This is a genomic window from Butyricimonas muris, assembly GCF_046365375.1.
GTDB lineage: Bacteria > Bacteroidota > Bacteroidia > Bacteroidales > Marinifilaceae > Butyricimonas > Butyricimonas muris.
Genome location: NZ_JBKEIT010000003.1, coordinates 108,625 through 122,623, shown reverse-complemented (window position 1 = coordinate 122,623; position 13,999 = coordinate 108,625). Strand labels below are relative to the sequence as shown.

General features: G+C 46.0%; 13 protein-coding genes and 1 tRNA gene. 13 read left to right on the top strand and 1 reads right to left on the bottom strand.

The features are described 5' to 3' along the window. The first annotated feature begins 187 nt into the window (after window positions 1-187). Genes ACK8P8_RS05860 through ACK8P8_RS05850 form a run of 3 tightly spaced genes read left to right on the top strand, consistent with a single transcriptional unit; the run spans window position 188 to window position 1,500 of the window. Window positions 188-574 (top strand): hypothetical protein, encoded by a 387-nt coding sequence (locus ACK8P8_RS05860; protein WP_369860958.1) that lies wholly within the window; start codon window positions 188-190, stop codon window positions 572-574. Beyond that, window positions 571-822 carry a hypothetical protein gene (locus ACK8P8_RS05855; RefSeq protein WP_369860957.1) on the top strand — a complete coding sequence of 84 codons (252 nt, stop codon included), beginning with the start codon at window positions 571-573 and terminating at the stop codon, window positions 820-822. Before ACK8P8_RS05860 ends, ACK8P8_RS05855 begins: the two co-directional genes overlap by 4 nt. A gap of 27 nt (window positions 823-849) precedes the next feature. After that, complete coding sequence (locus tag ACK8P8_RS05850) at window positions 850-1,500, top strand: hypothetical protein (protein WP_369860956.1); 651 nt, start codon at window positions 850-852, stop codon at window positions 1,498-1,500. 100 nt (window positions 1,501-1,600) lie between these two features. Here ACK8P8_RS05850 and ACK8P8_RS05845 read toward each other — a convergent pair. After that, window positions 1,601-1,673, bottom strand: a tRNA-Arg gene (locus tag ACK8P8_RS05845). A 170-nt stretch (window positions 1,674-1,843) separates the two neighbouring features. On the opposite strand from ACK8P8_RS05845, the gene ACK8P8_RS05840 reads away from it, so the two are divergent. From ACK8P8_RS05840 to ACK8P8_RS05795, 10 genes are all read left to right on the top strand, one after another. Continuing rightward, complete coding sequence (locus ACK8P8_RS05840) at window positions 1,844-2,635, top strand: M48 family metallopeptidase (RefSeq protein WP_099292049.1); 792 nt, start codon at window positions 1,844-1,846, stop codon at window positions 2,633-2,635. Window positions 2,636-2,955: 320 nt separating this feature from the next. Further along, window positions 2,956-5,736: a TonB-dependent receptor gene (locus tag ACK8P8_RS05835; RefSeq protein WP_369860955.1), complete on the top strand. Its 2,781-nt coding sequence runs from the start codon at window positions 2,956-2,958 to the stop codon at window positions 5,734-5,736. 20 nt (window positions 5,737-5,756) lie between these two features. Then, the gene (locus ACK8P8_RS05830) at window positions 5,757-6,962 is read left to right on the top strand and encodes a DUF4876 domain-containing protein (protein ID WP_369860954.1); all 1,206 of its coding nucleotides are present in this window, start codon (window positions 5,757-5,759) and stop codon (window positions 6,960-6,962) included. A 21-nt stretch (window positions 6,963-6,983) separates the two neighbouring features. Further along, on the top strand, window positions 6,984-8,513 hold the full coding sequence (locus ACK8P8_RS05825) for a DUF6850 family outer membrane beta-barrel protein (protein WP_369860953.1): 1,530 nt from the start codon (window positions 6,984-6,986) through the stop codon (window positions 8,511-8,513). 14 nt (window positions 8,514-8,527) lie between these two features. Beyond that, the gene (locus tag ACK8P8_RS05820; RefSeq protein WP_303178337.1) at window positions 8,528-9,412 is read left to right on the top strand and encodes an ABC transporter ATP-binding protein; all 885 of its coding nucleotides are present in this window, start codon (window positions 8,528-8,530) and stop codon (window positions 9,410-9,412) included. A gap of 22 nt (window positions 9,413-9,434) precedes the next feature. Beyond that, window positions 9,435-10,103, top strand: coding sequence for a hypothetical protein (locus ACK8P8_RS05815; protein WP_303178338.1), 669 nt, complete (start codon window positions 9,435-9,437; stop codon window positions 10,101-10,103). A gap of 20 nt (window positions 10,104-10,123) precedes the next feature. After that, on the top strand, window positions 10,124-11,335 hold the full coding sequence (locus ACK8P8_RS05810; protein ID WP_369860952.1) for a DUF4857 domain-containing protein: 1,212 nt from the start codon (window positions 10,124-10,126) through the stop codon (window positions 11,333-11,335). Between the two features lie 11 nt (window positions 11,336-11,346). Continuing rightward, window positions 11,347-11,895: a hypothetical protein gene (locus ACK8P8_RS05805; RefSeq protein ID WP_369860951.1), complete on the top strand. Its 549-nt coding sequence runs from the start codon at window positions 11,347-11,349 to the stop codon at window positions 11,893-11,895. Between the two features lie 116 nt (window positions 11,896-12,011). Then, the gene (nudC, locus tag ACK8P8_RS05800) at window positions 12,012-12,842 is read left to right on the top strand and encodes an NAD(+) diphosphatase (protein WP_369860950.1); all 831 of its coding nucleotides are present in this window, start codon (window positions 12,012-12,014) and stop codon (window positions 12,840-12,842) included. Window positions 12,843-12,973: 131 nt separating this feature from the next. After that, window positions 12,974-13,996: a sensor histidine kinase gene (locus ACK8P8_RS05795; protein WP_369860949.1), complete on the top strand. Its 1,023-nt coding sequence runs from the start codon at window positions 12,974-12,976 to the stop codon at window positions 13,994-13,996. The last annotated feature ends 3 nt before the right edge of the window (window positions 13,997-13,999 follow it).

Genomic DNA, 13,999 nt, shown 5'->3' with positions numbered 1-13,999 from the left:
TTGATCGACATAACGCAAGGGCGGGGAAACCTGCCAATTAATGACAGGCATTTTTTATGCCTGTTATCTCCATACGGCGGTTTCCGTACCCCCGTGAGGAGTGTTAATGCACCCTCGGCCCTTGCGGTGTCGATCAACGGGACAGGCGGAACCGTCTTTTTTTCTGCCTTCACTAATACAGCATATCATGGATGATTTGACTCGTATGAATTCCGTTGTAGAAGGGGATAATTCCAAGAAAAGTTATTGTATCGTTACAAGCAATCAGTTAATGTATGGCATCTCTAGGCAACAACTTGAAACCCTGCAACACAGGATTAAATTATTTCGGGAGCGGGAAAAGACAGCACGCAAAAGAATGAAAGAAGATCGCAAAGATTTTTGGTTTTCTATAGAAATGGATATGAATCTTGGTGAAACGTGCGATGATCCAAGAACTTATTATTACATTTTTTCTTCTGTCGGAAATATTCAGTGTATCACTTATTCACAGGTAAAGGCTCTTTCTGACGCGCTTCAAACTTTTTTAAAGGATAACACGAGGCTATTACGTCTTCAACACATTGATGATTGACATGGGTTCACGAGGATCGAGAGAATTTTCTGATAGAGATACGAGAAGACGAATTAGCGAACGAGCGCGAAAACCTAATTGATGATAACATGGATGTTTCAAAGGGTATCAATCATGGTTGCTGGGATGCTAAACCTACATTTTACTACACGCTATATATTAACGGACAAAATTCGGACAAATTATCTCCCCCCGAGTTTGAAAAACTTGAAAAAACACTGGCTGATTTTTTACGGGAAAACAAGTGATTTTATAATAACAAAAAACGAATTACCATGAAAAATGACAACATTCCCACTTGTGCCACGAGTCAAGATGAGCCCGGGCAGAGTTATTATTTAAAACCCGGAAAAGAAGCCATTCACGGGTTATCTCTCGAGGATTTGGAATCTCTTTATGAAGCGATAAATGATTTTTTGGATAGAGAAGATGAGATTCTCATGGCTAGCGAGGATTTAACCCCTAATTTTGAAAAGAGTACCGAAATTTATAAGATAACCACTTTTAATGACGGAATTTTTGATGCGAATTATAGCGCTTATGCCTTTAATGTAGAAATAGAAAGTACTCCTTCTTCAGTAATACTGGACTTATTCTTGTCCCTTCCCTCGTTCTTGAATCAAGTCGAGAAAATGGATATACAATGTTCTATACCGGGGCTGAAACTTCAAAAAATCAAATCAACACAATCGAGAAAAAACAATCTTGACGTCCTGTTACTGGAAGAAAATGACGCTCAAAAGAAAATAGAGGTGATAAAAGATACACCAATGATTGTAAAAAGCGAAACACTAACAAAAATAAGCATGGCTCCCAAGATTAAATATAACGTGCAAATTAACGATCAGGATTTCGATGGTTTATCTCGCGATCAAGTCATAAAAATTCAAACCGCAATCGGTCGTTTTTTAGAAAACGTGGTGTAACAAAACACGGATAATTTGAATTTCCGCAAGCGAGTATAGCAATTGTTCAAACTATACAAATTTCCCGATTTTTTATCTTGTCATGTTTCAGACATTCCAGTGAACTCGGCGGGAGTCGAACCCACAACCTCTTGGGCCGTAACCAAGTGCTCTATCCATTAAGCTACGAGTCCTTTTTCTTGAACGATGCAAAGGTAATATAATTTCTTTTACACGAATCATACGGGGGAAAATATTTTTCAAATAATCTGCAACTATTGCCTTATCTACGGGAAATATATATTTTTGCCCACCAAAATAGAGATACGTAACAAAACATACATAATAACATAAACAATTAAAAATGAAGAATTTATTTATACTTATCTTTTTAGTCGCCGGAGTGACGACATTGCAGGCGCAAATCAAAATCGGTAAAATGAAGATTGACACGAAAAAAGCCATTCAAGCCGGAAAGGACGCGGCAGGAGCAATCACTCTTTCCGATGAGGATATAGCAAGCATGAGCAAAGAGTACATGCAATGGATGGATACTCACAATAAACTAGCCGCACCGGATAGTGAATTAGGTAAACGATTAGCCAAGATCACGGCAAACTTTCCGGAAATAGAAGGTTTAAAGTTGAACTTCGGCGTATATGAAGTCGTGGATGTCAATGCGTTCGCTTGCGGGGACGGTAGCATCCGGGTATGCGCCGGATTAATGGAACTCATGACGGATGACGAAGTACTTGCCGTTATCGGACACGAGATCGGGCACGTGGTTCACCACGACTCCAAAAACGCCATGAAAAACGCTTATCTTCGTTCTGCCGCTAAAAACGCCGCGGGAGCCTTGAACGAGAATGTATCCAAATTAACAGACTCCCAACTAGGCGATTTGGCCGAAGCATTCATGGGTGCCCAATTCTCCCAAAAACAAGAAAATGCCGCGGATGATTACGCTTTTGATTTCTGTATCCGGCAAAATGTCGACCCGTATGCCATGTCAAAAGCTTTAAATAAGCTGGTTGAACTTTCAGCAGCCGGCGGAGAGAAGGCGAATCTCATTCAAAAGATGTTTTCTTCTCACCCCGGAAGTGCCGAAAGAGCTGCCCGTTTAAAAGAAAAAGCCGATAACCTGCAAAAGAAATAATCAAACGTTTTCTATACGGTAAGATGTAGCGGCAGAATAGGTAATTCCCAATCTGCCGCTACATCAATAAATGAAACTCACCTCTATTAGCTATTAATCGCTACGCCAATTCATTACAACACTCGTACAATTATCTTACAACAAGTCTGTTACAAGCCATAAAGACACACCACCACAAATAGGGATGCCGTTTTTTAAATATCCTCATTTATGGTGATGGATTCGTATTTTGTGATGCCGTAATTTTGTGACGTAAAAATATTCACAGGGAATCAACCGTGGCAACCAATAATACGCGAGTAACAAATTGTAATAAAGATATGATTATTATTAAATGTACATGGATAAAAAATAACAGATTATGTAGGCTATTTATTCTATTTTCATTTATCCTTTTCACCCTACCCGGTTTCGGGCAAAAAAACACGTGTCATTTACAAGGTACCGTACAAGACAAAGAATCAAAAGAAGTATTGGAATTTACCACCGTATCTCTAAAAAACGACACGATACAATTAAACACGGTCAGCGACAAAAACGGACGTTTCAGTTTCAGAAACATCAAACCGGGAACATACACCTTGAGCCTGTCGTTTATCGGGTATCTTCCCCTTCACCGGACAATCTCAATTCATCGGGACACAACTTTGTCTTTTCACATGCAAATCGACACGATCACGTTACAAGACATCATTGTCACGGCATCCGAATCACGAGGTTTAACCTCCTCTTCCAAAATAAACCGGGAAGCCATGAATCTGCTGCAACCGTCAAGTTTCACGGATATTCTCTCTCTGTTGCCGGGAGGGATGACCAAAGATCCGTCCCTCGGGAGTGTAAACAAAATACGATTGCGTGAAGTAGGGGTATCCAGTTCCGATTACGATGTAACTTCACTCGGGGTTTCTTTTCTAATTGACGGTATTCCGTTAAGCACGGACGCAAATATGCAGCAAATACCGGGAAGCTATCAAGGCGAGTACGACTACAACCGCAACAGTATCGGGAAAGGTGTCGATACGAGAACTCTGTCAACCGATTTCATACAGTCGGTAGAAGTCATCCGCGGTATCCCTTCCGTGGAATACGGGGAACTCACGAGCGGACTGGTAAAAATCACCCGTAAAGCGGGAGTCCACCCGTGGGAAATACGCCTAAAAACTGATGCCGGGAGCAAACTCGTCTACGCCGGAAAAGGACTGGCAACCCGAAACGGCTGGACTATCAATTTCGGAATCGACTATATGGACTCTAAAATAGATCCCCGCAATAATCTCGAAACATTCAAGCGCCTCACGGGCTCCGTACGCATCGGGCGTACTTGGAATATATTGACGTGGAACCTGAACGCGGACTACGGAAGTTCGTTCGATAATGCCAAGAACGATCCGGAACTCTCGCACAAAAAAATAGATAAATACAAATCGACTTACAACCGCATGGCTCTAGCCAATTCTCTATACTGGAATTTCACGAATAACCAATTGCTAAAAAGCCTCTCGCTATCCGCGGCAATAGATTACTCGAAAGACCAAATCAAACGTACGAAATACATTTCCCTTGACAAGGACACCCCTATTCCCGACAACACGGAAGAAGGGGAACACGATGGAATATTTCTTCCCTACCGCTACACGGCACACCTGAAAGTAGACGGTCAACCGTTGAACGCTTATAGCAAAGCGATGGGAGAACTGGGATTCAACATATCGGGAGTAGAAAACGCAATGAAAATAGGTGCCGAATGGAGGATGAATAAAAACTTGGGGAAAGGACAGGTATATAACTTGACCCGTCCTCTCTACCCCTCGATGAAAGCACGTCCCCGCCCGTATGACGACATCCCGGCAGAACACACGCTGGCATTCTTCATCGAAGACAGGATAACCGTACCCGTGGGTACACACAATTTCCAAGCGGCAGGAGGTGTCCGTACCCTTACCCCATTGAACATTGACAAAGAATACAAGATTAACGGTAAAACTTATTTCGACCCGCGGGTAAATTTATTATGGAAATTCCCGACCACCTACTTGTTCAACAGAATCCTGAATATCCAACTTGCCGGGGGTATCGGCTGGAACACGAAAATGCCCGTCATGACACAACTCTACCCGGATACTCGATACGTGGATCTCACACAATTGAATTACTACCACACGAATGAAGAGTACCGCCGATTGAACATGATGACTTATAAAGTAGACGTCACCAATTTTAAACTAGAACCTGCGCGCAATCGCAAATGGGAAGTTCGATTTGACTTCGATTACAGTCAAAACAACTTCTCCATGACCTACTTCAGAGAAAAAATGACATCCGGTTTCCGTACTTCTTCCTTCTGGCGTACTTTCGATTACAAAAAATACGATGCTTCCGCACTTGATCCCGGTTCCATACAAACACCCCCGGATATCAACACGCTCCCTTACAGCACAGACACCGTGATTTACACCTTCGGTCAAACCACCAACGGCAGCATGATCATCAAGGAAGGAATTGAGTACCAGTACACATCCAAACGCATCGAAAGCATTCGCACCAAGATCACGATAAACGGGGCATGGTTCAAATCGACCTATCACAACAGTCATCCCGTCTACCGGAATGAAAGTACGCTCATAAACGGGGCACAAATCAAATACGTCGCCCTGTACCCGGATGATGACGGGTACATCAAACAGCAATTCAACACGAACTTCGCGTTCGACACGTATATCCGTCCCTTGGGACTTAGCTTTGCAACATTCGTGCAGTGCTTGTGGATTTCCAGCCAGCAAAGCAAATGGAAAAGCGGAACGCCATTAAAATACGTGAGTATAGACGGGATAGAACACGATTTCACGGCAGATAATCTCTCTGATCCCGTGCTCCAGTACCTCGTGAAACAGTATAATAAAGAACTATTCATAAAAAGGACAGACCCCATTTCCATTAGCGTACATTTTAAAGCAACCAAAAAATTTATGCGGGATAAAATAAACTTGTCATTGTTCGTGAATAACATACTTGATTATAACCCGGATTACAAGGAAAACAATTTATCCGTCAGACATTACGTGACGCCCTATTTCGGCATGGAACTGAACTTGAATCTATAACCATTAAATAACACCATAAAATGAAACAGTATTTTATTATTTTCAGCTTAATTGTAACAAGCATCTTCAGCTTATCATCCTGTAACGATGATAACAATTCGATCCGGACAACGGTCTTTACCCTTACGACAGAAAACCCGAAAGACCTAACCGATCCGTCGGTTAGCAACCTGACGGCCAGCTTCAAGAACATCAACACGGGAAGAACGACCACGAGTAACGCTTTCTCCGGTAATCAGCTTGAAGTCGAATTAACCGAAGGAATATATCATATCACGATTGAAGGTAACGTGAAATACTCTTTCGAAGAACAAGAAATGAATACCAAAATCAAAGGTTACAAAGAATCCGTGAACATCACCGGAGAAACTGCCTCATCCTCGTTGACCTTGTTCTTATCTCAAGAATTATCGGATTTCGTGATTGCCGAAATATTTTTTACCGGAACAACCACTCCTGAAGGCAAACAATATGACGGGGATAAGTTTATCAAAATCTACAACAACTCCGACACGGTCCTTTACGCTGACGGACTTTCCGTATTGGTGTCAGAATTCCTGACGGTTACCAAACAAGACTACACCCCGGACATCATGAGCAAAGCCATGGCGGTAAGTGCTATTATCACCATCCCCGGCGACGGCACGGTGTATCCCGTGCAACCCGGCGAATCGATCATCATCGCCGACAACGGCATCGACCATCGCGAAGCGAACTCGCAGTCGTTCGACTTGAGTAAGGCGGACTTCGAGATATTCTATGACGAAACAAACGATATTGACAACCCCGCTGTAACGAATATCAAGACACCCTACGATAGATTCCTTTTCCACAACCGGGGATCTAAAAGTATGGCCCTCGCCCGTATCCCGAATATAGAGGAGTACGTACTTGATTCTGTCAATATGTATCATTACGAGTACACCTTCGTCTTTGGCGAACACGTGATACCCATGGATGGAGATTGCCTCCAAGTGCCGAACGAGTACATCATCGATGCCGTGAACATGACCATCCCTGCCGAATTCCAATGGATCGTAACCTCTCCTTCCTTGGACATGGGCTGGACTCACTGCGGTGAAATTGACAAAGATCTGAACCGTTACAACAAAAGCGTACGCCGGAAAGTGCTGCCGACCACCGTCAACGGGATAGAGAAATTACAAGACACGAACAATTCGACCTTAGACTTCGAGGCGGATGCCGTTCCTTCATTAGCTAAATAACTATTATTAAACAAGTAAATCATGAGGTCTTTATTCATTCTGATTTTCAGTTTAACCGTTTTATTCTCAAGTAGTCGGGCACAGGATACCCTTTCGGTAAACACCCGCACGCGGGTATTTTTCTCCCCGGGAGAAAACTTCGTGTCACAAGCGTACCGCAACCCGGCATTACAATATTACGCTCATTCTTTTTCATTGACCGAATTACAAATTGGCTGGGAGCAAACGAGTGCCGACAAGGCACTCCTGCCCCAGTTAGGTTCAAAGACTCAGAATTTTAATTTTAACGTATCGTCATATATTTCATTACGGGCAAATAGCAAAACTTGGGGCAATGCATATTACAAAAACGGGAAACGGAACAACGTGCAATGGAACGAGACCTCTGATTTTTTAACCGTCTATCCTTACGTCATGGCGGACACGCTGGGCGGTAACCTGAAAACCGAAGAATACTACTTCGCCGGAGGGTACGCGCAAGCGGGCAAACGCTTCACGTGGGGTATATTCGCCAATTACAGGGCACTCATCGAGTATCGTAATCGGGATCCCCGTCCTAAAAACGTGGTTTCCGACCTCAAAGGCTCCGTGGGCATCTCCGCGAGAATAACACGGCGTTATGACGTCGGTCTTGCCATCCACGCGGGCAAATACAAGCAGACAAACGACGTTAAATACTACAATGAACTCGGTACACTTACCGAATACCATCTCTTTGGACTGGGAACGGACTCCCGCCGATTCTACGGTAAAAACTCCAGTGTTTACTATAACGGGCACCAGTACGGGGCAAGCGTCGAACTCTTTCCCTGCGCTAAAAAAGGACTTTCCGCGGCTGTCGAATACGAGCGATTCACTTTCGAGAAAATCATCTCCACCCTCAACAACCTGCCTCTGAACGAACTGAACCAAGACGAAATAAAAGCCGAGGTAGCGTACATGACACGTACCCCTCGCGAACAATGGGGACTAAAACTCAACGGCAGCTACCGGAACCGCAAGGGCACGGAGAACCTTTTCGGCGACCCCACCACGGGTGTTTACCCGCAAATCGGCAGCACGGAACAATTATCCGTCAAGAGAAACAACCTCTCACTCTCTTTCCTGTACGGCAGAGAATACAGGGAAAAGCAATTCTCGTGGAACATTCTGCCGCAAGCAGAGATGAACACGTTCAAGATGACTTACCTCGACCCTGCCCGACTCATGAAACTGAACGACTTGACCGGACGAATGAATGTATCACTCGCTAAAAGCATAAAGAAATCCACTTTCCGCCTCGATGCGGAAGGTGAATACCGCTACAACACGGACGCGGAATTACAATTAACAGATATAGACGAAACCACGCGACGCCTGCTGGAACCGGTAAACACGGTATACGCGAACCTCTCAACCGACAGCTGGGCTTCCGATATTTCACTTCGCTGGGATTACACGCTTTCCCGCGGGGACAAAGGCATTTTTATCAAAATCAACTGGCGGCATGATGCCTTCAAGGGCGACCTTCAACGGGAAACCTTACAGGCACATTGCGGCTTCACGTTTTAAACAACAACAACTACATGGAAAAAGTCATTGAATGTAAAAACATCACCCACTACTACGGCGAGAAACTCATTTACGAGAACTTGAGTTTCGACGTCGAGAAAGGAAAGGTGTTGGGATTACTCGGGAAAAACGGTACCGGGAAAACCACGATCATCAACATCCTCAACGGTTACCTACAACCCCGGTCGGGAGAGTGTTTTCTCCTCGGGGAAAACATGAACCACCTCACTCCCGCCACTAAAGCTAAAATCGGGTTATTGCTGGAAGGACACGTCCAACATTCTTATTTCACGATAGAACAGATTGAAAAATATTACAGCGCCTTCTTTCCCAACTGGAAAAAAGAGGCATTCTACGAACTCATGGAGAAACTGAACGTGGTTCCTCACCAGAAGATCAACCACATGTCATGCGGTCAGCGTTCGCAAGTGGCACTGGGACTTCTTTTCGCCCAAGACCCGGAACTGCTCATCCTCGATGACTTCTCCATGGGACTCGATCCCGGTTATCGCCGCCTCTTTGTCGAATACCTCAAAGACTTCGCCGCAAAAGGCGACAAGACCATCTTCCTCACGTCGCATATCATTCAAGACATGGAACTCCTGATCGACGACTGTATCATCCTCGACTACGGGCGCTTGTTGATACACAAACCGACACGCGAAATCATGGATAACTTCCACCGTTTCCGTTTCTCGCTTCCTGACGGGCAATCCCCCGCGAAACACGACGCCCTGTGGAACACGGAGAAAGTCAACGGCTTGTGGACAACTTATTCTTTCGAACCCGCCGACAAAGTCCGGGAAATACTCGTCCCGCGAGGAACGGAACTCCCCGGCTTGCAGATGGAAGAACTAACCCTAGAAGACGCGTTCATCGGGTTGACCGGGAAATATTAATCACTAAAACGACATCAAGATCATGAATAAAGCACTACTTTTTAAAGAGTGGATCAAAACCCGCTGGATACTCCTGCTCATCTTCGCGGTATTCGCGTTGGGCATGGCATACATCGCCCTGCGTATATCCAGCGCCTCCCGCAACGTGGGTATACCCCACCTCTGGGAAGTATTTATCCAGAAGAACGTTGTACTTCTCGATCAATTGAAAATGTTTCCCCTGCTGGCGGGCATCATCCTCGGCATAGCGCAATTCATACCGGAAATGGTAAAGAAACGCTTCAAACTGACCTTGCATCTCCCCTTGGGCGAAAACCGTATCATCTTCTTGATGCTGGCGTACGGGTTTACAGCGTTACTCCTCGCCTTCGCCGTCTGCTACGGTTGTTTTCTCTGGGGACTATCCCTCAACTTCCCCCGTGAAGTCATCGGGGCATGGTTCTCTACCACACTCCCGCACATGCTGGCAGGTCTGGCAGCCTACCTGCTCACCGCTTGGATTATACTCGAACCCACGTGGTTACAGCGCATCTGCAACGCGATTATCGCCCTGCTCCTCCTCTCGCTCTTCATCACGGAAGGCGTACCGGGAGCGTTTACCCCCATGCTTCCCTACCTGTGCGGGGCAATCATAATCCTGTTCCTGTTTCCGAAGATATCCATCCGCCGATTCAAACAGGGCATGCAATAACGATCAAACATCAAGAAAACATGAAAATAAAGATACTATATATCGGGCTTTCCATATTCCTTTTATCATGGATCATCCCGTCACTCGTGCAACTCACCACGGACTCCTCTGTCCGTTACCCGTTCACGTATTACAGTTCCGTGATTAACCAATTCTGTTACATCGATCCCGCTGACGAACGCCTCATGGGCAAGGACCTCGACGGCAACTCGTACACGGACGCCGAATTCAACCGGGTACTCCCCATGTTCTACTACCGGCAATTGGCAATGGAAAACGCCTTGCCCGACTCCATTCAAGGGGTTTCCGTGGATTTACAGGCGATCGCGCGCAATAACTTTTTCTTCTGGTACAAGCCCAAGGACAAAAACACACCCGTGATCGAACTATACCCCATGTTCGAGTCATGTTCCGGGAAAGTAGACCTCGAAAACCCCGACGACATGTTCCGTCTGAAAGAGCGTATCGAATTTATCGACATGGAAACGAACCGGGTGAACGAAGAGAAATCCGCCCGCTTCCAGCAAGCCCTCGATGCAGCCGGATTCTCTGCACCCGCACAATGGGTGGCGGGCATCCCCTCCAGTATGAAATCATACGACGAAGGTTATTTCGTGCTCGACAACCGAGATAACCTCTTCCACGTGAAGATGACAAACGGCAAACCTTTCGTCAAGGACACGAAAGTCGGCACAAGCATCAAAACGCTCGCCATGTTCCCCAAGGAAATGGAAAACCGGAGCCTCTACGGCTTCCTTTACGACACGGACGGCACCCTCTATTATCTCTCCACCGACGGTTACCGCCTCGTGAAGGTACTGGAAGGCATCAACCCGGACATCGACCGCGTATCCGTCATGGCAAATATGTTCTATTGGACAGTTGTCAAGGAATCACCCTCGGGCGAATACACCTATGCCTTGGAAAACGGCACGATGAAGCAAGTGGCAGACCTCTATCGCCCCGCCACTCCCTCGACGTGGGACAAGGTATCTCCTTACCTCTTTCCCTTTACCGTGGGGTTCGGCGACAGCTCCAACAGCTACATCTATCCCCGCGTATCGGCTTACCATTTCACAGCCCTAGGACTCGGCGCTTTGCTGGCGATCATAACACTCGCCCTCTACCGCCGTCAAAAACCTTACGCGAAATACACGGCAGCCGCCATCTCCCTGTTCACGGGCGTAGCGGGTTTTATCACCGTTTGCCTTATAGCAAGAATTAAAAACTAAATTATATCATCATGAAGAAATCAACACTTATAATCATCGCTACCGGCATCGCCGCTTGTTCTATCGTTTCATGCAAAAGCAAACCCAAGAACACCCAAGCCGATGCACAAAAGCAAACCACGAGCATCACCGAGAAAGCATTAAAAGTCAATGATCTCCTCGCCGTGGCTGACCAACGTGTCAATGACACCATTGTCTTCCAAGGCCCCGTGAAGCACACCTGCTCCCACTCCGGACGCCGTTGCTTCATCTCCGACCCCACGGACGAAACCACGATCCGCGTAGAAGTCGGTGGTAACATCAAATCCTTCAACCGGGAATTAGTCAATTCCGAGATCGCAGTAACCGGTGTTCTTAAAGAACAACGCTTCTCGAAAGAATACATCGACAAATGGGAAAAAGAACTGAAAGAAGAAGAAGCCAAAGGTGAAAAAGATGAGGCTCACTGCGATTCCGAGAAAAACAGCATCCTCAAAATGCGCAAATGGATGAAGAAAAACAACAAAGACGCCTACGTCATTTACTACGTCGAAGGCATCGACTACGATATTGTAAAGTAGTTTAAAATCGCATAAAAAGAGAGGATGTCAAAAGTCTGTTGTACTTTTGACATCCTCTCTTTTTATCCTACCTTTGTCCCCTATAAATAGTTATTCAAAACTCAGCGTATAACACCATGATACAGGACATCGCACCACATACATTCTCGAACGCCTATTCCAATCGCAAACCGGAAACAACAGACTTCGCCCTCTGTTTCAATAACCGTAAAGTTCTCCTGCACGAGCAAAACGGTGCCATACGTTTCCCCCGCTTCAGCGAGTTGAGAGGTGACACGGACACACTTTTCCAATCCGCCACCTACCTGTTCTCCATAGATGATGACCGATTCTATTGGATAGACCGACCTGCCGAGGAACAAGGCGAGTTCCGTTTAGTCGATATCTCCGTGTTCAGAAAAGCCTTTCCCCGTCATTCCGCTTTCGCCGGAATCACCGCTTACAGCTTGCACAAGTGGTACGACAACCATCGTTTTTGCAGTCATTGCGGGGCAAAAATGTCTGCCCACGACAAAGAACGCATGATGCATTGTGAAAAATGCGGGAACATGGAATACCCCAAGATCATGCCCGCCGTGATCGTTGCCGTCACGAACGGCGACAAAATACTGTTATCCAAATACGCCAACCGCGAATACACGAGATACGCCCTCCTCGCCGGATTCACCGAAATAGGCGAATCCGTGGAAGAAACCGTACGCCGGGAAGTCATGGAAGAAGTCGGCCTGCACGTCAAAAACCTCAAATACTACAAAAGTCAACCTTGGGCATTCTCCGACACCCTACTCATGGGCTTCTTCGCAGAAGTCGAGGGAAATGACCACATCACCCTAGACAAAGACGAACTCGCCGTCGCTGAATGGTTCCCCCGCCGGGAAATCCCCGCCAACGAATCGGACATCAGCCTCACGAGCGAAATGATCGAATATTTCAGAAACAACAATTAGTTCGCCTGCGGCGAGTTGCAAGTTGCAGGCGAACCTTTTTCGCTTTCCCTCCCTCTTTTTTCGTTTTACTTCTCCCGAAAGAGCAAGGTTCAATTATTTTCTTTTTCTTTGTAACGACAAAAAATATGACTATGGATGCTTTTGACCTCTACATATCCCGAAAACTGCCGCTAATCAGTCTGATCAGTGCGATTTTCATCATATATCCCAACCTCTCCTGCCTTCCGTGGGAAATCAACATGATGCCGGCAGAGAGTTACCCGCTGTATTTCACCTACTTCATTTACCGTTTATTATTCTTCTGGGGGTTGATAGCTTGGTTGATACGCTACAACCTACGAACGTTACCCACGGCAGCATTCCGTCAGCGTTTGGGACGTACCTTTCTCGTCACGCTGGCTGTTTACCTCGTCTTTTTGGGAATTTCGTACACGGTATCCCGTTTCGGCATCCGCACGGACTTCCGGGGTAGCACGCTGATCTCCCAGTTCTCCGTGACCTGTGTCCTGTGTACCGTGGTCGGATATATCTCCATGCTCTACTCTAAACAGCGTGAAAAAGAGAACGAAATAGAGCGCTTGCGCTTCGAGAACCTGCAAAGCCGCTGTGACGCCCTCGCAAACCAGATCAACCCGCACTTCTTCTTCAACTCGTTGAACGGCATATCCTCCCTCATCCGCAAAAAAGATGATGAAAAAACATTGACCTACGTCAATCAATTGTCGGACATCTTCCGCTATATCCTGCAAAGCGATCACAAGGGACTCGTTTCCCTGCGCGAGGAACTCGAATTCATACAATCCTTCCGGTATGTCATGGAGGTACGTTTCGCCAACAAACTGGTATTCTCCATCGACGTGGATGAACGACAGAAAGACACGCTGGTACTACCGGTACTCTCCCTGCTCCCGATAGTGGAAAACGTTATCGTGCACAACCGCATCGACAGCGAGTACAAAATGACGATCTCCATCCATCTTACCGAAAACGGGGAACTGGTTATCACCAATCCCGTGTACCCGAAATTAACCCCGCCCGACACAAACGGAACGGGACTCAATAATCTTAGAAAACGCTTTGAATTATTAATGAATCAACATATCCGGGTAGAACAAGATAACGAGACATTCCGTGTCTGCCTCCCATTAAAATGACAT

Excerpts from the sequence above, each read along its gene's own strand:
- ACK8P8_RS05860 (WP_369860958.1), top strand. The coding sequence starts at position 188 with ATGGATGATTTGACTCGTATGAATTCCGTTGTAGAAGGGGATAATTCC.
- ACK8P8_RS05850 (WP_369860956.1), top strand. The coding sequence starts at position 850 with ATGAAAAATGACAACATTCCCACTTGTGCCACGAGTCAAGATGAGCCC.
- ACK8P8_RS05840 (WP_099292049.1), top strand. The coding sequence starts at position 1,844 with ATGAAGAATTTATTTATACTTATCTTTTTAGTCGCCGGAGTGACGACA.
- ACK8P8_RS05835 (WP_369860955.1), top strand. The coding sequence starts at position 2,956 with ATGATTATTATTAAATGTACATGGATAAAAAATAACAGATTATGTAGG.
- ACK8P8_RS05830 (WP_369860954.1), top strand. The coding sequence starts at position 5,757 with ATGAAACAGTATTTTATTATTTTCAGCTTAATTGTAACAAGCATCTTC.
- ACK8P8_RS05825 (WP_369860953.1), top strand. The coding sequence starts at position 6,984 with ATGAGGTCTTTATTCATTCTGATTTTCAGTTTAACCGTTTTATTCTCA.
- ACK8P8_RS05820 (WP_303178337.1), top strand. The coding sequence starts at position 8,528 with ATGGAAAAAGTCATTGAATGTAAAAACATCACCCACTACTACGGCGAG.
- ACK8P8_RS05815 (WP_303178338.1), top strand. The coding sequence starts at position 9,435 with ATGAATAAAGCACTACTTTTTAAAGAGTGGATCAAAACCCGCTGGATA.
- ACK8P8_RS05810 (WP_369860952.1), top strand. The coding sequence starts at position 10,124 with ATGAAAATAAAGATACTATATATCGGGCTTTCCATATTCCTTTTATCA.
- ACK8P8_RS05805 (WP_369860951.1), top strand. The coding sequence starts at position 11,347 with ATGAAGAAATCAACACTTATAATCATCGCTACCGGCATCGCCGCTTGT.
- nudC (WP_369860950.1), top strand. The coding sequence starts at position 12,012 with ATGATACAGGACATCGCACCACATACATTCTCGAACGCCTATTCCAAT.
- ACK8P8_RS05795 (WP_369860949.1), top strand. The coding sequence starts at position 12,974 with ATGGATGCTTTTGACCTCTACATATCCCGAAAACTGCCGCTAATCAGT.